Source organism: Streptomyces sp. NBC_00385, assembly GCF_035917155.1.
Taxonomy (GTDB): Bacteria; Actinomycetota; Actinomycetes; order Streptomycetales; family Streptomycetaceae; genus Streptomyces; species Streptomyces poriferorum.
On record NZ_CP107951.1, the window covers coordinates 2,339,263 to 2,362,078 of the forward strand.

General features: G+C 71.9%; 8 protein-coding genes and 1 pseudogene. 4 read left to right on the plus strand and 5 right to left on the minus strand.

Going from position 1 to position 22,816, the window contains the following annotated elements:
• Nucleotides 1–42: 42 nt before the first annotated feature.
• The 3 genes and pseudogenes from OG959_RS10185 to OG959_RS38675 form a co-directional block, all read right to left on the minus strand.
• Nucleotides 43–4,899 (minus strand): type I polyketide synthase, encoded by a 4,857-nt coding sequence (locus OG959_RS10185; protein WP_326657840.1) that lies wholly within the window; start codon nt 4,897–4,899, stop codon nt 43–45.
• A gap of 141 nt (nt 4,900–5,040) precedes the next feature.
• Entirely contained in the window at nt 5,041–15,537 is a 10,497-nt protein-coding gene (locus OG959_RS10190) for an SDR family NAD(P)-dependent oxidoreductase (protein WP_442805734.1), read from the minus strand.
• 12 nt (nt 15,538–15,549) lie between these two features.
• Nucleotides 15,550–15,597, minus strand: a pseudogene (locus tag OG959_RS38675) (polyketide synthase docking domain-containing protein); the annotation flags it as partial.
• A 511-nt stretch (nt 15,598–16,108) separates the two neighbouring features.
• Here OG959_RS38675 and OG959_RS10195 point away from each other — a divergent pair.
• The 4 genes from OG959_RS10195 to OG959_RS10210 all read left to right on the plus strand — a co-directional run bounded on the left by OG959_RS10195 (nt 16,109) and on the right by OG959_RS10210 (nt 20,504).
• Nucleotides 16,109–16,345, plus strand: coding sequence for an acyl carrier protein (locus tag OG959_RS10195; RefSeq protein WP_326657842.1), 237 nt, complete (start codon nt 16,109–16,111; stop codon nt 16,343–16,345).
• Between the two features lie 29 nt (nt 16,346–16,374).
• Nucleotides 16,375–17,259: a helix-turn-helix domain-containing protein gene (locus OG959_RS10200; RefSeq protein ID WP_326657843.1), complete on the plus strand. Its 885-nt coding sequence runs from the start codon at nt 16,375–16,377 to the stop codon at nt 17,257–17,259.
• Nucleotides 17,228–18,778: an AMP-binding protein gene (locus tag OG959_RS10205; protein ID WP_326657844.1), complete on the plus strand. Its 1,551-nt coding sequence runs from the start codon at nt 17,228–17,230 to the stop codon at nt 18,776–18,778. Before OG959_RS10200 ends, OG959_RS10205 begins: the two co-directional genes overlap by 32 nt.
• A gap of 130 nt (nt 18,779–18,908) precedes the next feature.
• On the plus strand, nt 18,909–20,504 hold the full coding sequence (locus OG959_RS10210) for an MFS transporter (RefSeq protein WP_326657845.1): 1,596 nt from the start codon (nt 18,909–18,911) through the stop codon (nt 20,502–20,504).
• 96 nt (nt 20,505–20,600) lie between these two features.
• On the opposite strand, the gene OG959_RS10215 is transcribed toward OG959_RS10210, so the two are convergent.
• Nucleotides 20,601–21,362 (minus strand): TetR/AcrR family transcriptional regulator, encoded by a 762-nt coding sequence (locus OG959_RS10215; protein ID WP_326657846.1) that lies wholly within the window; start codon nt 21,360–21,362, stop codon nt 20,601–20,603.
• Nucleotides 21,363–21,536: 174 nt separating this feature from the next.
• Entirely contained in the window at nt 21,537–22,742 is a 1,206-nt protein-coding gene (locus tag OG959_RS10220) for an NAD(P)/FAD-dependent oxidoreductase (RefSeq protein WP_326657847.1), read from the minus strand.
• Nucleotides 22,743–22,816 lie beyond the last annotated feature (74 nt).

The window sequence follows — 22,816 nt, forward strand, 5'->3', positions numbered from 1 at the left end:
GTCAGATGACGGCAGGGGTCAGATGACGGCAGCGTGCCCGTGTCAGGCGAGGCCGAGTTCCTGGTCGATGAAGGCGAGGACGTCGTCGGCGGAGGCCTCGTCGAGCGAGTCCCGCACGGCGGCCACCCCCGTTTCGCCGCTCTGGAGGGTGGTCAGTGTGTCGAGGAGGGCCTGCAGACGTGAGGTGATGCGGCTGCTGCGGATCTCCTCGACGTCCAGCGCCCCGACCAGTTCCTCGAACCGGTCGACCTCCGCGAGGACCGGCGTGGCGGTGTCGTCGCTGTCCGGGAAGAGCCGGGTGTGCAGGTGGTCGGCGAGTGCTGTGGGTGTCGCGTAGTCGAAGATCAGCGTCGCGGGCAGTTGGGCACCCGTGGCGGCGGTCAGGGCCTGGCGGAGTTCCACGGCCGCGACGGAGTCGAAGCCGAGGTCCTCGAAGGCGCGTTGCGGGTCGAGTGGCGAAGCGGCGTCGTAGCCGAGCAGGGTCGCGACGCGGGTACGTACGAGGTCGAGCAGCGCGCGGCCGCGCTCGGCGGCGGAGAGGCCGGCGAGCCGTGCCATCAGGGCTTCGGCGTCCGAGGCCGCCGTTTCGGGCTCGGCGGTGAGGATCCGGCGTACGTCGTCGAGGGCGTCGAGCAGGGGGCGGGGCCGGGCGAGCGTGTACGTGGGGGCGAAGCGGGACCAGTCGAACTCGGCGACGACGAGGTGGCTCTCGTCGTACTCCAGGACCTGCTTCAGCGCGCCTACGGCGAGGCCGGGATCCATGGCGGGGGCGCCGATGCGTTCCATCACCGCGGCGAGTTCGGCGTCGACCATGCCCCCCTTCCAGGAGCTCCAGGCCACGGAGGTGGCGGTGAGCCCGCGAGCGCGGCGGCGGTGGGCGAGCGCGTCGAGGTGGGCGTTGGCGGCGGCGTAGGCGGCCTGCCCGGCGCTGCCCCAGACGGCGGCGCCGGAGGAGAAGAGCACGAAGGCGTCGAGGGGGTGGTCGCCGAGGAGGTCGTCGAGGTGCTGGGCCCCGGTGACCTTCGCGTGGCCGACGGCCGCGAACTCGTCCTCGGTCAGTTCGGTGAGCGGTGCCATGCGCTGCATGGCACCGGCGGCGTGCACGACGGTGGTCAGCGGCAGGTCCCCGGGGACGGCGTCGAGGACCCGGGCCAGCGCGGCGCGGTCGGTGACGTCGCAGGCGGCGAGGGTCACCCGGGTTCCGGACGCCTCCAGTTCGGCCGCCAGCGCGCGGGCTCCGTCGGCCGCGTCGCCGTGCCGGCTGAGGAGCAGCAGGTGCGGGATGCCGTCGGCGGCGAGCATGCGGGCCACGTGGGCTCCGAGGCCTCCGGTGCCGCCGGTGATCAGCGCGGTGCCGTTCGACGGTCGGGCCCGGACCGGGGTCCGGTCGCCCAGCGGGGCGCGGACCAGGCGACGGGCGAGGATGCCGTCGGCGCGCAGGGCCACCGCGTCCTCGCCGGTCGCGCCCGAGAGCACGTCACAGAGACGGTGCAGGTCGGCCGGGCCCGGTTCGGCGGGGAGGTCGGCGATGCCGCCCCAGGTGTCGGGGTGGTCGAGGGCGAGGCCACCGCCGAGGCCCCAGAACGGGGCCTGTTCCGTCGCGGTCAGCTCGGTGGAGTGGGAGGTGGCGACGGCGGACTGCGTGGCGCACCAGAGCCTGGGGGCGTCCGGGATGTCGGCGAGGGCCTGTACGAGGGTGACGGTGGCCGTGAGGCCTCGGGTGAGATGGGGGTGCGCGGGTTCGGGGCGTTCGTCGAGGGCGAGCAGCGACAGGATCCCGGCTGCGGGCTGCGCGGCGAGGCGGGCGGCCAGGTCGGCTCGGCTCCGGCCGGGGGCCGTTTCGATGACGTGCGGGGAGGCGCCGCGTTCGATGAGCGCGGCCAGGATCGCGGTGACCGTGGGGGTGTCGGCCTGTCCTTCGGCGACGGCGACGAGCCAGGGGGCGTCGAGCGCGGTGGCGTCGGCGGCCGGTGCGGTGACGGGCTGCCAGACGACGCGGTAGCGGAGGTTGTCGACTGCGGCCCTCTCCTGGTGGAGGCGACGCCAGCGTGCCATCGCGGGCAGGACCTCGCCGAGTGCGTTCTCGGTGACCGACAGCCGTTCGGCGAGGGCCGTGACGTCCTCCCGGTCGACGGCCTCCCAGAAGGCGGCTCCGGCCGGGTCCGCGGTCCGGTCGGTGGCGTCCTGGGGCTCGGGGCGCTCCAGCCAGTGGCTGCGGCGCTGGAAGGGGTAGGTCGGAAGGGGGATGCGGTGGGCGCCCCGGCCCTCGAAGAAGGCGTGCCAGTCGACCGCGCTGCCGTGCGCGTGCGCGTGCGCCAGGGCGGTGATCAGGGTGTGTTCCTCGTCGCGTGCGCGGCGCAGGACGGGGACGCACAGAGTGCCGGCGGCGGGCGGCAGGCAGTCGGCCGCCATGGGGGTGAGTGCCGCGTCCGGCCCGATCTCGATGAGTACACGGGCCCCTTCTGCGTGCAGGGCGCGTACGCCGTCGTGGAAGCGGACCGCTTCGCGGACGTGGCGGACCCAGTAGTCCGGCGAGGTCAGTTCGTCGGGACCGGCGAGCCGGCCCGTCACGTTGGAGACGACGGGCAGTCGGGGCGCGTGGTAGGTCATCCGGGCGGCGACCTTCCGGAAGGCGTCGAGCATGGGTTCCATGAGCGGTGAGTGGAAGGCGTGCGACACGGCCAGCCGCTTCGTCCGACGCCCCAGCCCCGCGAAGTGCTCCGCGACCGCGAGCGTCTCCTTCTCCGACCCCGACACCACCACCGCCGACGGACCGTTCACCGCCGCCAGCCCCACACCACCACCCAGCAACGGAAGCACCTCCGCCTCCGAAGCCGCCACCGCCACCATCACCCCACCGGCCGGAAGCCCCTGCATCAACCGGCCCCGCGCCACCACCAGTTCAGCCGCGTCCGTCAACGACAACACACCCGCGACATGCGCGGCCGTGATCTCACCGATCGAATGCCCCGCCACCACATCGGCACGTACGCCCCACGAATCCACCAGCCGGAACAACGCCGTCTCCACCGCGAACAACCCCGCCTGGGCGAACATCGTCCCGTTCAGCAGCTCGGCGTCCTCACCCCACACCACCTCACGCAGGGAACACCCCAGCCGGACATCCAACTCCACCAGCACCGCGTCGAACGCCTCCGCGAACACCGGAAACGCCCCGTACAACTCACGCCCCATACCGAGACGCTGCGCACCCTGACCCGTGAACAGGAACGCCGTCAGCCCCTCCGCGGAAGAACCCGCCGACATCACCACATCCGCGCACTCCCGGCCCGCCGCCAGATCCGACAGCGCACGCACCGCCGCCCCACGATCCGAGGCCAGCACCACCGCACGGTGATCCAGCACCGCACGCGTCGTACCCAACGAGAAGCCGACGTCCACCAGCGGCTCCTCCGGATGCGCCTCCAGGTGGGCGAGCAGACGCCCCGCCTGCGCCTTGAGGGCGTCAGGGGTCTTGGCGGAGATCGGCATCGGGACCAGTGAGGACGTCACGGTGGGCGGGGCCGTTTGTTCGATGTCCTCGGCCGCCGGTGCCTCTTCGATGATGACGTGGGCGTTGGTCCCGCTGAGCCCGAATGCGGAGACGGCTGCGCGGCGCGGGCGTCCGAGATCGGGCCAGGCGATGGCGTCGGTGAGCAGGGAGATGTTGCCCGTGGACCAGTCGACGTTCGGCGTCGGGCCGTCCACATGGAGGGTGCGGGGCAGGATGCCGTGGCGGATGGCCATCACCATCTTGATGATTCCGCCGACACCGGCGGCGGCCTGGGCGTGCCCGATGTTCGACTTGATCGAGCCCAGGTACAGCGGCTGGTCCGCGGGGCGACCGCGGCCGTACGTGGCGAGCAGGGCCTGCGCCTCGATCGGGTCGCCGAGGGTGGTCCCGGTCCCGTGGGCCTCGACCGCGTCGACCTGGTCGGCGGTGAGCTGGGCGGCTGCGAGTGCCTGGTGGATGAGCCGTTGCTGTGCGGGGCCGTTGGGCGCGGTGAGGCCGTTGCTCGCGCCGTCGGAGTTGACGGCGCTGCCCCGGACCACGGCGAGCACCCGGTGTCCGTTGCGCCTGGCGTCGCTGAGCCGTTCCACGACGAGCATGCCGACGCCTTCGCCCCAGCCCGTGCCGTCGGCGGCCGCCGCGAAGGACTTGCAGCGGCCGTCGGGCGCGAGCCCGCGCTCCTGGCTGAAGCCCACGAAGGAGGTGGGTGTGGCCATCACCGTGATGCCACCGGCCAGGGCGAGGTCGCACTCGCCGGTGCGCAGCGACTTGACCGCCCAGTCGAGGGCGACGAGGGAGGAGGAGCAGGCCGTGTCGACGGTGACGGCCGGTCCCTGGAGCCCGAGGGTGTAGGAGACGCGCCCGGAGGCGACGCTGGCCAGGCCGCCGGTGCCGCCGTCGGTGGCGTAGTCGTGGTAGACGACGCCGGCGAACACGCCCGTGAGGGAGCCCTTGAGGGAGAGCGGGTCCACTCCGGCGTGTTCCAGGGCCTCCCATGACGTCTCCAGCAGCAGGCGCTGCTGGGGGTCGGTCTCGCGGGCGTCCTTGGGGCTCATCCTGAAGAAGTCGGCGTCGAACCGGTCCGCCTCGTGGAGGAAGCCGCCCTCGCGGGCGTACGTGTGTCCCGGTGTGGCGGGTTCGGGGTCGTACAGTCCGTCCGCGTCCCAGCCGCGGTTGACCGGAAAGGCCGTGATGCCGTCCCTGCCCTCGGCCACGAGTTCCCACAGCTCGTCGGGAGAGGTCACGCCACCGGGGTAGCGGCAGCTCATGCCGACGATCGCCATCGGCTCGTGCTCCCTGGCCTCGGCTTCGCGCAGGCGGCGCTTCGCCTGCCGCAGGTCGGCCGTGGCCCGCTGGAGGTAGTCGCGAAGCTTGTCCTGGGTTGCCATCTGTACCTCAACCAATCTCGGTGCGGGTGTCAGCCGTGCCGGGCGGGACCGGTGCCGTGACCGGTGGGATGCGCGAACGGGCGGTGCGTGTCGGTGGCGGGGCCGGGCTCCGCCCGGCCCTACGGCCTTGTCGGTGGGGCGTCAGAGGAGTCCGATCTCCTGGTCCAGCACGTCGAACAGTTCGTCGTCGGTGACCGAGTCGAGCGCGTCGTCGTCCTCGTGCCGGGTGCCGCCGATGTCGTCGCCGTGGGTGTCCTGCCAGCGGCGCAGCAGTGCTTCCAGGCGGGAGGTGATGCGCGGGCGGGCACCTGCGTCGGGCTGTGCGGCGGTGAGGCTCGCGTCGAGTTGGTCGAGCACGCCCAACAGGGCTGCGGCAGGGTCCTGTTCCTCGGATCCGTCGTCGATCAGTCCGGTGAGGTGCGCCGCGACCGCGCGGGAGTCCGGGTGGTCGAAGACGAGGCTGGCGGGGAGGCTGAGGCCGGTGGCGCTGCCGAGGCGGCGGCGGAGTTCGACGGCGGCCAGTGAGTCGAAGCCGAGGTCCTGGAAGGCCCGGTCGGCGCCCACCGCGTCGGGGGTGGGGTGGCCGAGCAGGGTGGCGACGTGTGTGCGGACCAGTTCCAGGAGGATGCGGCCCCGCTCCTCCTCGCCCCGGCCGTCGAGGCGCCGGCGCAGATCGGCGGCGGCCGAGAGGCCGGTGGGACGGGTTCCGGGGCGGCCGGGGGTGCGGACCAGTGTGTCGAGTACGGGGGGCAGGTGGCCGGCGAGGGTGCGCAGGGCGGCCCGGTCCGGGTGCAGGGCGAACAGGGCGGCGGCCGGAGTGTGCAGCGCGTCGTCGAGGAGTGCCCCCATGCGCTCGGCGGTCAGTGGCAGGAGGCCGGTGCCGGCCTCCGCGGGGCCGGTGGCGATGGCCGTCGCGGGGAGGCCGAGGGTGTGCCGGTGCCGGGCGACGGCGTCCAGGAAGGTGTGTGCGGCGGCCTGGTGGGCTTCTCCGGCGCCGTGGACGAGGCCGTGGGTCGAGGTGAGCAGGACGAAGGCCGACAGGTCGAGTCCGGTGGTGAGTTCGTGCAGGTTCCAGGCGACGTCGGCGTGGTTGCGCAGCGCTTCGTCGAGGAGGTGCGGGGTGCGTTCGCCGATCGGCGCGTTCTCCCCGGAGGGTCCCGTGTGGACGACGGCGGTGAGCGGGAGGCACTCGGAAAGGCCGGCCAGCAGATCGGCGAGCGCTTCGCGGTCGGCGGGGTCGCAGTCGCTGAGGACCAGTGCCGCATCGGTGCCGTCCGTGAGCGCGTCCGCCGTGCCGGGATCCGTGGGTCCGCCGGCGAGGAGGACCCGGGCAACTCCGTGTCCGGTGACGAGGCGGCGGACCAGTGCGGCGCTCGTCGCGGAGACTCCGCCGGTGACGAGCACCGTGCCGCCGCCGGCGGCCGGGGCGGTCGCGTCGGTGTCCGGTTCCGCCGGGACCAGCTTCGGGACGAGTACGGTGCCGCCCCGGACGGCGAGTTCGTCGGCGCCGGTGGCGAGCGCGTCCGGCAGTACGGTCGCGGAGGCGTCCAGTCCGTCCACGTCGGCGAGGACGAACCGTCCGGGGTGTTCGCTCTGTGCCGCCCGGACGAGACCCCACACGGCCGCGTGCCGGACGTCCGGCGCAACGCCCCCCGCCGGGACGGCGTGCCGGGTGACTACTACCAGCCGGGTCGTTCCTCCGTCCGGCATGTGGCGGAGGAACTCCCGTAGGTGTGCGAGGACCTCGGCGCTGTGCGTGCGGACGGCATCCGGCACATCGCCGGCCGGGGCGGGCAGGGGCAGCAGGACGAAGTCGGGGGCGTCCCCGTCCCAGGGGCCGCGCGGGTCGAAGGCCGGGAAGGGGAGGCCGGTGCGCGGGTCGTCGAGGGGTCCGGCGGATGCGAGGACTGCGGTCCTGGATCCGAGATCGGCGATGTCGACGGGTGCGGGCGCCCACTCCAGCCGGTACAGCGCGCCCGTGGGGGTGCCGGCGGTCAGTTCGGCCGGGGTGACGGGCTTCCAGGTGATGTCCGCGACGGTCAGCACGGGCCGCCCCTGGCCGTCCGCGAGGTCGAACGACGCACGGTTCGGGCCGGTCGGCCGGACCCGTATCCGCAGTTCGGTGGCGCCGGTGCGGTGCACCTGTACTCCGGTCCAGGCCGCGGGGCTCAGCGGCGTGCCGTCGTCCGGCTCCGTGCCGTCGGGCAGGGCGCCGAAGCGGGCCAGCTGGACGGCCGCTTCGAGCAGGGCCGGGTGCAGCACGCAGAGCTCACGGGCCGTCTGTTCGTCGAGTACGGCGTCGGCGAAGAGTTCGTCCCCGCGCCGCCAGGCGGAGCCGATGGTGCGGAAGGCCGGGCCGTGTCCGTGGCCGAGGGCGAACAACCGGTCGTAGAGGGTGGCCGGGTCCACCGGGGTGGCGCCGGGCGGGGGCCAGGCGGTCGTCTCGCCGGCCGGGTCGGCGGCGAGCGGGGCGAGGACGCCCCGGGCGTGCCGGACCCAGGCAGCTTCGTCGTCCTCCGGTCGGCCACCCTGCGTCCTGGAGTGGATGTCGACCGTACGGCGGCCGTCGTCCGCGGGCGCTCCGACGGTGACCCGGAGCGCGGCGCCGGGGTCGGCGAGCGGCAGCTGGGCCGTCACCGTCAGCTCGTCCAGGCGGGGGCAGCCCGTCTCCGTACCGGCGCTCAGGGCAAGGTCGGCGAAGGCGGCGGCCGGCAGGACGGGGGTCCCGAGCAGGTCGTGGTCGTCGAGCCAGGGCAGTTCGGTCCGGTTCAGCCGGCCGGTCAAGAGGGCGCCGCCGTCGGGGAGCGCCACGACGGCGCCGAGCAGCGGGTGTTCCGTCGCGCCGAGTCCGGCTGCGGTGAGGTCGGCCCCGGCCCGTTCGGGCAGCGCCCAGAACAGCTCGCGGCGGAACGCGTACGTCGGCAGGTCGATGCGGTTCGCCCCGCTCCCGGCGAAGAACCGCGCCCAGTCGACCGGGACATGGCGTACGTGGGCGAGCGCGAGGGCTCCCACCAGTTCCGCCGCCTCGTCGCGGTCGCGGCGGGACAGCGGCAGGAACGCGGCAGTGGTGGTGTCGGGCAGGCAGGCGGGACCGAGGGCGGACAGTGCCGCGTCCGGGCCGATCTCCACGTAGGTGGTGACACCCGCCTCGTCCAGAGTGCCTACGGCGTCGGCGAACCGCACCGCTTCCCGCACGTGTGCGACCCAGTGTTGGGGGTCGGCGAGCTCGGCGGCCGTCACGATGCGTCCGGTCAGGGTGGAGACGAGCGGGACGGACGGTTCCGTCACCGTCATCCCGGCGGCGGCGCGCGCGAAGTCGGCCAGCATGGGTTCCATCAGCGGCGAGTGGAAGGCGTGTGACACCCGCAGCGGCTTGGCCGAGCGGCCCAGCGCCGCGAAGTGGTCCGTCACGGCCCGTACGGCACCGGCGGTGCCCGACACGACGACGGACTCGGGGCCGTTGACGGCGGCGACGGCCACCTCCCCGGTGAGGAGCGGTGCCACCTCGTCCTCGCTCGCCCGCAGCGCGGCCATGGCCCCGCCCTCCGGCAGCGCCTGCATCAGAAGGCCGCGTGCGGCGACCAGGCGTGCGGCGTCCGGCAACGACAGGGCCCCGCAGACGTGGGCGGCGACCAGTTCGCCGATGGAGTGGCCGGCGAGGAAGTCGGGGCGGACGCCCCAGGACTCCAGGAGCCGGAACTGCGCCACCTCGAAGGCGAACAGTGCGGCCTGCGTGTACCCGGTGCGGTGCAGTGCGGCTTCGTCCCCGCGGATGATGCCGGCGAGCGGGCGGTCGAGGTGGACGTCGAGCGCGGCGACGGCCTCGTCGAAGGCCTGCGCGAAGGCGGGGTGGGTGCGGTGGAGCCGCCCGCCCATGCCGAGGCGCTGGGATCCCTGGCCGGAGAAGAGGAAGGCGGTCGGCCCGCCGCCGGTGCGTCCGGTGTCCTGCCCGGCCACGAGCGAGGCGGGTGATCCGCCGTCGGCGAGCACGGCCAGATCGCGCATGGCCTGGGCCCGGTCGGTGACCAGAAGCGCGGCGCGCTCTTCCAGGGGGGTGCGGGTGGTGGCCAGGGAGTGGGCGACGTCGAGTGCGTCCGCGTCGGGCCGGGACTCCAGGTGGGCCAGCAGCCGGCCGGCCTGGCGGGCCGCGCCCTCGGGGTCGCGGGCCGACAGGAGCCACGGCACGGGGGCGCTCTGCTCGACGGGGTCGGGGGCGGTCTGATCCGCCGCGGCGTCGGTATCGGCTGTCGGCGCCTCGATGATCACGTGGGCGTTGGTGCCGCTGATGCCGAACGAGGAGATTCCGGCGCGGCGCGGTCGGTCCAGTTCGGGCCACGGGCGCGCCGCCGTCAGCAGCGTGACGTCACCCGTTGTCCAGTCGACCTGGGGCGAGGGCTCCTCCAGGTGGAGGGAGCTCGGCAGGACTCCGTGCCGCATCGCTTCGACCATCTTGATCACTCCGGCGATGCCGGCGGCGGCCTGGGCGTGCCCGATGTTCGACTTGATCGAGCCCAGGTACAGCGGCTGGTCCGCGGGGCGGCCGCGGCCGTACGTGGCGAGCAGGGCCTGCGCCTCGATCGGATCGCCCAGAGTGGTCCCGGTCCCGTGTGCCTCGACGGCGTCCACGTCGGCGGTGCCGAGTCCCGCGTTCGCGAGGGCCTGCCGGATGACACGTTGCTGGGCGGGTCCGTTGGGGGCCATGAGCCCGTTACTGGCACCGTCCTGGTTGACGGCGCTGCCGCGCAGGACGGCCAGGACCGGATGCCCGTTCCGGCGGGCGTCGGAGAGCCGTTCGATCACGAGCACGCCAGCGCCCTCGGACCAGGCGGCGCCGTCGGCGGCCGCGGAGAACGAGCGGCAGCGGCCGTCGCGGGACAGCCCGCGCTGCCGGGCGAACTCGATGAACGTCTCGGGGGTCGACATGACGGTCACACCGCCGACCAGGGCGAGCCCGCATTCGCCCGACCGCACGGCCTGGGCGGCCAGGTGCAGCGCGACCAGGGAAGACGAGCACGCGGTGTCGACGGCCAGCGAGGGCCCCTCGAGCCCGAAGGTGTACGAGACGCGGCCGGGGCCGAGCGATCCGGCGGCGCTGTTGCCCGCGTAGTCGTGGTACATCGTGCCGGTGAAGACGCCGGTAGCGGTGCCCTTGAGCGAGAGCGGATCGATCGTCGCCCGCTCCATCGCCTCCCACGCCACCTCCAGCATCAGCCGGTGCTGCGGGTCGGTGGTCAGCGCGTCGTTCGGGCTCATGCCGAAGAAGCCGGGATCGAAGTCGGCGGCGTCGTGCAGGAATCCGCCGTGGCGTACGTAGCAGGTGCCGGGCCGGGTGGACTCGGGGTCGTAGAGCCGTTCCAGGTCCCAGCCACGGTTGCGGGGGAACTCGGTGATGGCGTCGACGCCGTCGTCGACGAGGCGCCACAGGTCTTCGGGCGAGCGCACGCCGCCGGGGTAGCGGCAGGCCATGGAGACGATGACGACGGGGTCGTCGTCGGCGGTCCGAGCGGCGACGACGGTAGGCGTGGCGGCGGTGCTGTCGCCCGCGAGCAGGGTGTCCAGGTGCCCTGCGACGACGCGGGCGTTGGGGTGGTCGAAGACCAGGGTGGCGGGCAGCCTCAGTCCGGTGGCGGAGGCGAGCTGGTTGCGCAGCTCCATCGCCGTCAGGGAGTCGAACCCGATCTCGGTGAAGGCCCGGTCGGGTTCCACGTCGGCCGCCGACCCGTGGCCGAGCACGGAGGCCACCCGGTCCCGTACGAGGTCGAGCAGAGCCCGTAGCCGCTCCTTCGGCGCCAGGGCGGCCAGGCCGGAGCGGGGCTGCTGAGCGGGTGCGGCGGAGGTGGCACGCGCCTTGCGGCGTACCAGACCGGACAGGATCGGCGCCGGTGGCTCCGCCGCGCGCAGGGTCCTGAGGTCGAGGCGGACCGGGAGGAGCAGCGCCTCGTCCGACTGCCCGGCCTCGTCCAGCAGTGTCAGCGCGTGGCCCGGCAGGAGGGGTTCCACACCGGACCGGCTCATCCGTCGCAGGTCGGTGTCGTCCAGCCCGCTCGCCATCCCGTCGCCGTCGGCCCACAGACCCCACGCGAGGGACTGCCCCGGCAGGCCGAGGCCCTGCCGCAGGACGGCCAGAGCGTCCAGGAAGGCGTTACCGGCGGCGTAGTTGGCCTGCCCCGGGTTGCCGAGGACGCCCGCGACGGACGAGAAGAGAACGAAGGCGGACAGGTCCAGGCGGGCCGTCAGCTCATGCAGGTTCCACGCCGCGTCGATCTTCGGCCGCAGTACACGGGCCAGTTGGGCGGCGGTGAGCGAGCCGACGGTGGCATCGTCCAGCACCCCCGCGCAGTGGACGACCGCTGTCGGCGGGTGCGGGGTCAGGAGGGCGCGGACGGCCTCCCGGTCGGCGAGGTCACACGCCACGACGGTGACTTCGGCGCCCAGATCCGCCAGTTCGGCGCACAGCGCGGTGGCTCCGGGTGCGTCAGGTCCGCGGCGGCCGGTGAGTACCAGACGCCGGACGCCGTGCGCGGTGACGAGATGGCGGGCGACGAGAGCACCGAGGGTGCCCGTACCACCGGTGACCAGCACGGTCGCCTCGTCACCACCGAACGGAGCGCGGTCCGCCGTGTCCGGCGCCGACGGGACACGGACCAGCCGGGGCACCCATGTGCCGCTTTCCCGGACTGCCGACTCGGGTTCGCCGGAGGCGGCCAGGGCGGTGACGTCAGGGGTGGCGGCGGGGGCGATGTCGGTGAGCAGAATCCGTCCGGGGTTCTCCGTCTGAGCCGACCGCACAAGACCGGAGACGGCTGCAGCCGCCGGATGGGACAGCGCCTCACCCGGCAGGGCCACCGCTCCCCGGGTGACCATGAGCAGCCTGCTGGATGCGAACCGCTCTTCCGTCAGCCACTCCTGTACGACACCGAGGGCGCGGGCGGTCAGTTCGTGGGCGTCGGACACCGTGTCGCCGACGGGCGGCGGACACTCCCAGACGAGGACGGCGGCCTCCGGCACGAAGCCGTCGTGCCGGTCGTCCCACCGCACGGCGACGGACTCGGGGGCGACGGGCGCGGGGGCCGGCGTGAGCGGCGTCCACCGCACGGAGTACAGGGAACCGTGCGGTGCCGTTCCGGTCGTGGCCGCTACGGCCGCCGGCCGGGTGATGAGGGCGCCCACGGAGAACACGGGGCGCCCCTCGGTGTCCGCTCCGTCCACGGTGATGCTGTCGGGCCCCGTGGGCGCGATCCTCACCCGGAGCCGGTCCGCGCCCACGGCATGGAGACGGACCCCCTTCCACGCGAAGGGAAGCCGCGCCGTTCCCTCTCCGTCGGGCATCGCGCCGGAGTCGTCGACGAGTGAGGCGTGCAGTGCGGCATCGAGCAGGGCGGGGTGCAGACCGTAGTGTTCGGCGTCCGCGACCGCCGCCTCCGGCAGGGCAACCTCCGCGAAGATCTCGCCGTCACGCCGCCAGGCCGCTTCGAGCCCCTGGAACACGGGCCCGTAGCCGTATCCCTGCTGGGCCAATACCTCGTACACGTCGCCCAGTTCAAGAGGCGAGGCGTCATCCGGGGGCCAGCTGGCGGCGTCGAAACCGGGTACGGCCGTGTCCGGGATCAGCACACCGTCGGCGTGCAGGGTCCATGGCGCGTCGCCCTCTTCGCCGTCCTCGTCCCGCGCATGCACGGTGACGCTCCGGGCGCCGGTGCCGTCGTCGGCCCCGACCAGGACCCGGATCTGAACGCCGCCGCGTGGCGGCAGCACCAGGGGTACCTGAAGGGTCAGCTCGTCAAGTACATCGCATCCGACCTGAGCACCGGCACAGAGCGCCAGTTCCACCAGGCCCGCGCCGGGAAACAGGGTGGACGTGCCCATCCGGTGGTCGGCAAGCCACGGCTGGCTGTCGAGGGACAGCCTGCCCGTCAGTACGGGCCCGTCCGCTCCGGGAAGGGTGACAGCGGCGCCGAGCAGGGGGTGGCCGGCCTGGTCCAGGCCCAGTGCTCCCGCGTCGAATGCTCCCCGTTCCGCCTGCATCCAGTACCGCTCACGCTGGAAGGCGTAGGTGGGCAGATCCACCCGGCGGGCACCCGAGCCCTCGAACAACCGCGCCCAGTCCACCGGGACACCCGACACATGCAGCTGCCCCAACGCCAACACAGCCGACCCCACCTCGGAGCGGCCCTTACGCACCAACGGAACGAAAACACCCGACTCCGCCGTCTGCTGCGCCATCCCACTCAGCACACCATCCGGACCGATCTCGACGAACGACGTCACCCCACGCGACACCACGAACGACACCGCATCCGCGAACCGCACCGCCTCCCGCACATGCCGCACCCAGTACTCCGGCGTACCCCAGTCCGACGCCAGGTCCCCGGACACACCCGACACCACCGGAATCGACGCAGCACCGAACGACAGCCCCGCCACCACCGCCCCGAACTCCACCAACATCGGCTCCATCAAAGGCGAATGGAACGCGTGCGACACCCGCAACACACTCGTCCTGCGGCCCTCACCGGCAAACTTCCCCACCAGATCAGCAACCGCCGACTCCGTGCCCGAGACGACCACCGACCTCGGCCCGTTGACCGCCGCGATCCCCACCTCAGCATTCAGCAACGGAAGAACCTCAGCCTCCGTCGCCTCCACCGCCACCATCGACCCACCCGCCGGCAACCCCTGCATCAACCGACCACGCGCCACCACCAACTCAGCCGCATCCGCCAACGACAGCACACCCGACACATGGGCAGCGGCAATCTCACCGACCGAATGACCCACCAGGAAATCCGGCCGCACACCCCACGACTCCACCAACCGGAACAACGCCGTCTCCACCGCGAACAACCCCGCCTGAGCGAACATCGTCCCGTTCAACAGACCGGCATCCTCACCCCACACCACCTCACGCAGACTCACGCCCAGCCGGGCGTCCAGCTCCGTGAGCACATCGTCGAACGCCGCTGCGAACACCGGAAACGCCCCATACAACTCCCGCCCCATCCCCAACCGCTGCGCACCCTGCCCCGTGAACAAGAAGGCCGTAGCACCAGCCGACCGGGCCGACCCCCGCACCACCGACGGCGACGCCTCACCCTCCACCAGCGCCGTCAGACCCCGCACCAACTCCTCACGGCTCCCCGCCGCCACCACCGCACGATGCTCCAACACCGCACGCGACACCACCGACGAAAAACCCACATCCAACAACGAAGTAGAAGCCCCGACCTGCTCCAGCAGCTTCCCCGCCTGACCGGACAGCCCCGCCCCACTCCGCGCCGACAACACCACCGGAAACACCGGAAGTTCGACCGTTGCGGCCACCTCCGGCTCCTCCACCACCGGAGCCTGCTCCACAATCACATGCGCGTTCGTCCCACTCAGACCGAACGACGACACACCTGCACGCCTCGGACGATCCCGCACCGGCCACGCCCGCGACTCCGTCAACAACTCCACCGCACCCGCGTCCCAGTCCACGTGGGGCGAACGCGTCTGCGAGTGCAGGGACTTCGGCAGCACACCGTGCCGGATCGCCTGCACCGCCTTGATCACCCCACCCACACCGGCGGCCGCCTGCGTGTGGCCCAGGTTCGACTTCAGCGAGCCCAGCCACAGCGGATCACCCTCCGGGCGACCCTGCCCATACGTCGCCAGCAGCGCCTGCGCCTCGATCGGATCACCCAACCGGGTCCCCGTCCCGTGCGCCTCCAGCAGATCCACCTGATCCGACGAAATCTGCGCATCCGCCAACGCCGCACGGATCACCCGCTGCTGCGACGGACCGTTCGGAGCCGTCATGCTGCTGGAGGCGCCGTCCTGGTTGATCGCGCTACCCCGGACCACGGCGAGGATCGGGTGGCCGTTCCGCTGGGCGTCCGAGAGGCGCTCCAGCATGAGGACGCCGACGCCTTCCGAGCAGCCGGTGCCGTCGGCATCGGCGGCGAACGACTTGCAGCGGCCGTCCTTCGCCATGCCGCGCTGGTGGCTGAAGTAGAGGAACATGTCCGGCGTCGTCATCACCGTCACGCCACCGACCAGCGCCATCGAGCACTCGTCGGACCGCAGGGCCTGGGCGCCCAGGTGCAGGGCCACCAGTGACGACGAGCAGGCGGTGTCCACCGTGACGGACGGCCCTTCGAGGCCCAGGGTGTAGGAGACGCGCCCTGAGACGAGGCTGCCGCCGGTCGTGGCGGCGGCTTCCGTGCCCAGTGCGTAGTCGTGGTACATCAGGCCGGCGAAGACGCCGGTCCGGCTGCCCTTCAGGGAGAGGGGATCGATCCCCGCACTCTCCACCGCCTCCCACGACGCCTCCAGCAACAACCGCTGCTGCGGATCCATCCCCAACGCCTCACGCGGCGAGATCCCGAACACCCCGGCATCGAAATCAGCCGCGTCGTACAGAAACCCACCCTCACGCGTCACCGTACGATTCGGCTTCCCCGGCTCCGGATCGTAGAGCCCCTCCACATCCCACCCACGATCCACCGGAAACCCCGACACACCGTCCCGGCCCTCCACCACCAGATCCCACAACTCATCCGGAGAACCCACCCCACCCGGATAACGACACGCCATACCCACGATCGCGATCGGCTCGCCACTGGACTTGCGTTCGGCGGCAGCGAGCCTTTTACGCATGTCGCGCAAGTCGGCTGTCGCCCGGCGCAGATACTCGAGAAGTTTTTCCTCGTTACTCACCGAGCATGCCCTCCTGTGTCATGACGTTCAGCGGACCGCGGACCCGAGAAAATGACGGAATGAGCGGAATGAAGAGAATGAAGCGTGGGGCCACTCGGAAAATTACGTGGCCGACGGACCTGTTGCCCACCCCTTAGTCGTGCCCGGGGTCCCCACAATCGGGCCCCTGCTCCACCCCGGTCACCCCAGAGCCGGGGTGGAGTCACCGGACCGTCCCGGCGGGCGGAGAGCGGTGCGGCGAGGGCCGGGCTACCGCCCTCACCTGCGAGGGAAGGTGCGGCCGCGGAGGACTCAGCCCGTATCCGCTGTCGAAGACGCCCAACACGCGACGCCTTCATAGGGGCGGGTAGGGGTACTGGTTCGGGCCCGTCGGGACTAGCGTCGGGGCCCGGTATCCCAATTCCGGCCGGGCACGTGGGCGGCCGGCTGCCTCGCCTCCGTCCCGTTCCGTCCGGCGGTCGGGCGATCCCGGAACACCATTCACCCCTTCGCGCCTGAAACCGGAGCCATCATGTGGGATGAACAGTTCGACATTCTCCTTCGGAAGCAGTTGTCCTTCCTTTCCCCGGACGAGCCGATCACGGGGGACATGAGAATGCGCGAATTCGGTCTCGATTCACTTGGCATGATCGAGCTGCTCGCGGGCCTCGAAGCCGCCTACGACGTGCGCTTCCGCGACGAGGCGCTCTCCCTGGAGATATTCGAGACCCCGGACGTCCTCTGGAACGCACTGCAACGTCTGCGCTGAGGGCCGGTGACATGCATAGCGTCCCGGCATTGCGACTGCACGAGGGCGACCGGGCCCGGCTGGAGGCTCTGACCCGCATGTCGACGGCGCCCGCCGGGCTCGTCCGGCGGGCGCGGATCGTGCTGCTCGCCGCGGGGGGCGCCTCGAACACGGAGGTGGCCGCCCAGTTGCGGGTCTCCCGTCCGACCGTCATCAAGTGGCGTTCGCGGTACGCGGATTCGGGTATCGCGGCGCTGGGTGATCTGCCCCGGCCGGGGCGTCCCGCGACGGTGGACGAGGTGGCGGTGCTCGTCGCCACGCTCGCTGACGGCGCCAGGCCTCCGACCCGGCTGCGGGCCCCGTACTGGTCGTCGCGGCTGCTCGCCGACGAGCTGGGAATCGCCCACTCCACGGTGTCGCGCGTATGGCGCAAGTGGGGAGTGCGGCCGCATCGCCCGGAGACCTTCCAACTGCCGTCCGTGCCGCCCCTTCCGCCGGGTGTCCATCGCGGGGTCGTCGGTGTCTTTCGCGCGTCGTCGTGGAACGCCGTGGTCCTGCGGGCGGACGAGCGGACCGGGCGCCGGGCCGAGGAGCGGTTCCGCCCCCTGCTGGTCGACCGGGCCGGGCCGGGCGCCGACCGCGCTTCCGCGCCGGCCGCCTTTCTGAACCTCCTGGACGCGGTCGCACAGGCCCACCCCTATCCGAGGCTGCACGTGCTCCTGAACGGAACGGGTGCGGTGCGCTCCAGGGGCGTACGCGAGTGGCTGGTGAGAAATCCCCGGGTCTCCCTGCACCATGCGCCGGCCACCCGTTCCTGGGCCGATCTCACCGAGGTCGTCCTGCGGCTCGCGGGCTCCGGGCACCGCTCCCTCTCATCCATTCATCGCCATCCGGGGAACACTCATGGACCAGACGTCGATCCACGCCCTCTATGACCGATTCCTGCGCGGACTCGCGCGGTCCCCGCAGGGGGTGGCCATCCGTGTCGGCGACGCCTCGCTGACGTACCGGCAGCTGCACGACCGGGCGTTGACCTGGGCGGGCTCGCTGCTGACCGCGCTCCCGGAGCGCCCGGCCGCGGTGGGCGTGCTCGCGGGCAAGGGCCTCGACGCCTATACGGGCATCCTGGCCTGCCTGTTCACCGGGGTGCCGATGGTCCCGCTGCAGCCTTCCTTCCCGGTGCTCCGTACCCTCCAGATGCTCGAAGCGGCGGAGGTGGAGGCACTGATCGTCGACGCCGAGGCGGTCACGGCGCTGGAGAAGCTGCGCGCCGAAGGCGTCGCACTTCCCGCCCTGCTGGACGGGGCCGCGGACGGTGCCGCCGGAATGATCGCCCCCGATCCGGCATCCCGTCTGTCACGCCCTCACCCGGTTGCCCCCGACGACATCGCGTACGTGCTCTTCACTTCCGGTTCCACGGGCCGCCCCAAGGGTGTGCCGGTCACGCACGCCAACGGGGCCCACTACTTCGGCCTGCTCGACGCACGGTACGACTTCGGCCCGCACGACGTGTTCTCCCAGAACTTCGATCTGAACTTCGACTGCGCGATGTTCGACCTGTTCTGCGCGTGGGGTGCCGGCGCGACGCTGGTGGCCGTTCCGGCGGGTGCGTACCGGGACCTCCCCGGCTTCGTCGCCGAACAGGGCGTCACCGTCTGGTTCTCCACCCCCAGCGCGATCGGTCTGATCCGTCGCACGGGACAACTGACGGACGGCGCACTGCCCTCCCTGCGCTGGAGCTTCTTCGCGGGCGAGGCGGTGACCTGCCAGGACGTCACGGACTGGCAGCGCGCGGCATCGCATTCGGCCGTCGAGAACCTCTACGGCCCGACCGAACTGACGATCACCATCACCCGGCACCACTGGTCGCCCGAGAGGTCGCCCGGGATCTCCGTCGCCGGTGTCGTCCCGATCGGGCCGGTGCACGCAGGGCACGCGTGGATGCTCCTCGGCGCGGGCGGGGAACCGGACCCGCTGGAAGGCGAGTTGTGTGTCGCCGGCCCGCAGCTCACCGCCGGGTATCTGGACCCGGCCGATGACGCGGGCCGGTTCCTCGACCGGGACGGAGCCCGCTACTACCGGACGGGCGACCGGATCCGGCTGGGCGAAGACGGCCAACTGCTCTACCTCGGCCGGCTGGATCAGCAGGTTCAGGTGCGTGGCGTACGGATCGAACTGGCGGAGGTCGACGAGGCGCTGCGCCGATGCCCGGGGGTGGAGGACGCCGTCGCGGTACCGGTGCCCTCGGAGCAGGGCATCACGCTGGCGGCGTTCCACACCGGCGAGCGCGTGCCGCCCGTCGCCCTGGCCCGCGAGCTGAGCCGCACACTCCCCCGCTCCGTACTCCCCCAGCACTTCTTCCACATCGCGGAATTCCCGCTCAATTCCAACCGGAAGATCGACCGCCGAGCACTGCTGCACCGCGCACTGGAACTGCTCGGTCGGCCGCACTGAAGCCTCTGTGGGGCAGGCCCCCGGGGCCCCGGGCGGCCACTGATGAGTACGCGACACGCCCACGCGTACCTGATACGCTCAGCGTGTTACGTACCCATGGTCATGACGCAGGAAGGCATGGACGTTTGCCATGACAGAAATCAAGCCCCGGGCGGGGCTCAAGGAATGGCTCGGCCTCGTGGTGATCGTCCTGGTCACCCTGCTGATCGCCATTGACATCTCGGTACTCGGCTTCGCGATCACGCCCATCAGCGAGTCACTGAAGCCGAGCGCCACCCAGCTGCTGTGGATCATGGACATCTACAGCTTCGTACTGGCCGGCGCACTGATCACGATGGGCTGGGTCGGCGACCGCTTCGGACGGCGGAAGCTGCTGATCATCGGCGCTCTGGTCTTCGGCGTCGCGTCCGCACTCGCCGCGACAGCGGACAGCCCCGAGATGCTCATCGCCTCGCGCGCCCTGCTGGGGCTCGGTGCCGCGACGCTGACGCCGACCTCCCTGGCCCTGATCCGCAACATGTTCCACGACTCCAAGCAGCGGAAGTCGGCCATCGCCGCCTGGAGCGGCACCCTCGCCACCGGGGCGGCCCTCGGCCCGGTCGTCGGCGGCCTGCTGCTGAACAACTTCTGGTGGGGCTCGGTCTTCATGATCAACACCCCGGTCATGGTGCTGGTGCTGGTCCTGGCCCCGATCCTGCTTCCGGAACGGCGCGACCCCTCGCGCGGCAAGCTGGACGTGCTCGGTGCGTTCCTGTCGATCGCGGGCATCATGCCGTTCATCTACGGCCTCAAGGAGCTGGCCGTCGACGGCTGGTCCAGCGAGTCCGCGATCTGGGCCGGCGTCGGCGCCGTCCTGCTCGTCGCCTTCGTGCAGCGCCAGCGCATGACGTCCCACCCGCTCATCGACATCTCGCTGTTCCGCTACGGCGGCTTCACCGGAGCGATCCTGACCAACCTGATGGTGATGTTCTCGTTCATGGGCGTCAGCATCCTCACCAACCAGTTCCTCCAGATGGTGCTGGGCATGACGCCCTTCCGGGCGGCCCTGTGGTCCATGGCGGTGATGCCGGCGATCGGGATCGCGGTCGGCCTCGTCTCGGCCTTGTCCCGCAAGGTCAAGCCGGTCTACCTGGTCGCCAGCGGGATGCTCGTGATGGCCGTCGGATTCGGCGTGCTCAGCCGGCTCACGGTGGACTCGAACGTCGCCGTCCTGCTGGTGGGTGTGGGGCTGATGGCAGCCGGCATGACGGCCTCGAAGACGCTCACCGCGGAGATCGTCGTCACCTCCGCACCGAAGGAGCACGCCGGATCGTCCACCGCCACCTCGGAGACGTTCACCGAGTTCGGCAGCGCGTTCGGCTTCGCCGTCATCGGCAGCATCGGTTCCGCCATCTACCGGCATGACATGGACGCGGTAAACCCGACCGGTCTCGGCGGCGAGGCGCTGGACGCGGTACGCAACACGATCGGCGGTGCCGCCACCGTCGCCGCCCAGCAGCCGGCCGCGGTCGGTGCCGAGCTGCTCGCCACCAGCCGCGAGGCCTTCACCCACGGCCTCCAGGTGGCAGCGCTCTCCGGGGCCGCCGCGATGGTCGTGGTGGCCGCGATCGTCGCCGTGCTGCTGCGCAAGGTACCGATCGAGACGGGCGAGCCGATCGACCCGTACGACATAGACGCACCGGCGACCGTGCCTTCCCCCAAGCGCATGCAGCCCACCGCGGGCTGATCCGGCCCGGGGCGCCGCACGCGTGGAAGGGGGCTGGTTGCCCACCCGGCCGGGTGGGCAACCAGCCCCCTTCCACGCGTGCGGCCGGAACGCCCGTCAGGTGAGCGGCTTCTCACCGTTGCGGATGCGGACCAGCACTTCGATGCCGTCCAGAACCCGCTGGAGCCCGAAGGTGAAGTCGTCCTCGGGCTCGTCGAACGCACCGGCCTCCAGCAGCTCGGCGAGAGCGGGAAACGACGCGGAGTCCGCGTACTTGGCCAGCGCGCGGCCGTAGTTGGCCATCAGGTCCGCCTCGCTGATGTCCTGGGTGACGACACCGAGCGACATCTGCACGTTGTTGCGCACATAGCCGATCATCAGCATCATCACGGACAGCTTGTCGTCCGGCCGGAGAGTGGTACCTCCCAGAGTGCGCAGGCCGCATTCCAGCCAGCTGAGCTGGCCCGGCTCCAGAGGCGGTCCGCTGACCGAGATCTGCAGCATCCAGGGGTGCCGGTGGAAGACCTCCTGGAAGGCCCGGGCCCACTGCTCCAGCCCGTCCCGCCAGTCGCCCTCGGCCGTGTCGATACGGGGCGGGGTGCCGTACGCCATGTCCAGCATCAGCTGCCGCAGCTCGTCCTTGCTCGACACGTGGCGGTACAGCGACATGGTGCCGAAGTCGAGGCTCTTGGCGACGCGGGACATGGACAGACCGGCCAGACCGTCGGCGTCCGCCGACTCGATCGCGGCCGTCACGATGCGCTCGACACTCAGACCGGTGCGCGCGGTGCGCTGCTCCCGGTTCCGCAGTTCCCAGAGCACCGCGATGCTGTTCGGCAGACCGACGCCTTCCGTGCTCGTTCCTTCACCAGTAGTCATCTCGTGCCTGCCTTCATCAGGAGCCCTTCCCATGCGTACCACGCACGCATAGAGCATCGTATACGCCCCGGGTCCGCCGTACGCGGAGCCGGTGTGAGACCGAGGTGGAGAGACGGTACGACACCGAGCGCGGTGCCGTACCGGGCGGCCCACGCCCGCCTCCTGGTAGGGATGTCAGACGCCGGCCGCCGTGGCGGACAGCTCCGACGACGGCCGGCCGAGCAGCTGCCGGCACTGCCGCAGGCCACGCGCACTGTTCCAGCCCAGCCCGCCAACGAGGATCCCGTCGCGGTGGTACGCGGCGACGAACTCCCGGTCCGCGGTGGACCCGCTGATGATCTCCGTCCGTGCGTCGGGGGGGCACCAGCCGATGGTCTGGATCTTCTCCCCGAACTGATGGGTCCAGCCGAAGGGCACGGGCGTGTACGGCCGCGCTCCTCCCCCGTCGCCGGCCAGCAGGTTGGCGACGACCGCCATGGCCTGCTGAGCGGCGTTGGTCCGCTGTTCGAGCCTGACCCGGGCCCCGGCCACCATGGGGTGGGGCCAGTTGGCGACGTCTCCCGCCGCCCACACCCCGGGGGCGGCACGGCAGTAGGCGTCGCACAGGACCCCGTCGCCCAGGGGCAGTCCGGAATCGGCGAGCCAGTCCACGGCGGGCTCGGAGCCGATCGCGACGACGACCAGGTCGGCGTCGACGGTGGTGCCGTCGGCGAGCAGAACCCCCCGGACACCGGCGCCGTCCCGTGCCATTCCCACCACATCGGCACCGAGAACGAGCCGCACCCCGTGCTCACGATGGAGGCCTGCCACGAGCCCGCCGATCTCGGCGCCGACCTGACGCGCGAGCGGCTGGGCGTTCGTGTCGATCAGTGTCACGTCGAGCCCGGCCCCGCGTGCCGTGGCGGCGATCTCCGCACCGAGAAAGCCGGCTCCGATCACCGCGACCCTGGGGCCTGCCGCGAGCGCCTCGCGCAGTCGGACCGCGTCGTCCAGTGACCGCAGGACATGAACACCGCGGAGGCCGTCCCCGCAGGGCAGCCGGCGCGGCCGCAGTCCCGTCGCGATGATCGCCGCGTCGTAGGGAAGCTTCTCGCCGGTGGAGAGGGTGACGGTGCGGGCGGTGGGGTCGAGGCCGGTGGCCCGGCAGCCGAGCCGCAGATCGGCATCGACGGCGGCCAGCACGTCCTTCTTCCGCAACCATGTGCTCGGGGGCTCCCAGCCCGGGCTCAGCAACTCCTTGGAGAGGGGCGGCCGGTCGTAGGGGGGATGGCGCTCGTCACCGACCAGCGTGAGCTCTCCCTCGTACCCCTTGGCACGCAGCGTCTCCACCGCGGTCAGTCCTGCGGCCGCCGCGCCCACGACGACTATCCGGTTCAGCACACTCGCTCCTCGTCTCCGTTCCGTACTCACGTCAACACCTGGTGCCATGACCGACGAGGTCTGCCCGGAGGGCA

Excerpts from the sequence above, each read along its gene's own strand:
- OG959_RS10185 (WP_326657840.1), bottom strand. The coding sequence starts at position 4,899 with ATGGCAACCCAGGACAAGCTTCGCGACTACCTCCAGCGGGCCACGGCC.
- OG959_RS10190 (WP_442805734.1), bottom strand. The coding sequence starts at position 15,537 with ATGCGTAAAAGGCTCGCTGCCGCCGAACGCAAGTCCAGTGGCGAGCCG.
- OG959_RS10195 (WP_326657842.1), top strand. The coding sequence starts at position 16,109 with ATGTGGGATGAACAGTTCGACATTCTCCTTCGGAAGCAGTTGTCCTTC.
- OG959_RS10205 (WP_326657844.1), top strand. The coding sequence starts at position 17,228 with ATGGACCAGACGTCGATCCACGCCCTCTATGACCGATTCCTGCGCGGA.
- OG959_RS10210 (WP_326657845.1), top strand. The coding sequence starts at position 18,909 with ATGACAGAAATCAAGCCCCGGGCGGGGCTCAAGGAATGGCTCGGCCTC.
- OG959_RS10215 (WP_326657846.1), bottom strand. The coding sequence starts at position 21,362 with ATGACTACTGGTGAAGGAACGAGCACGGAAGGCGTCGGTCTGCCGAAC.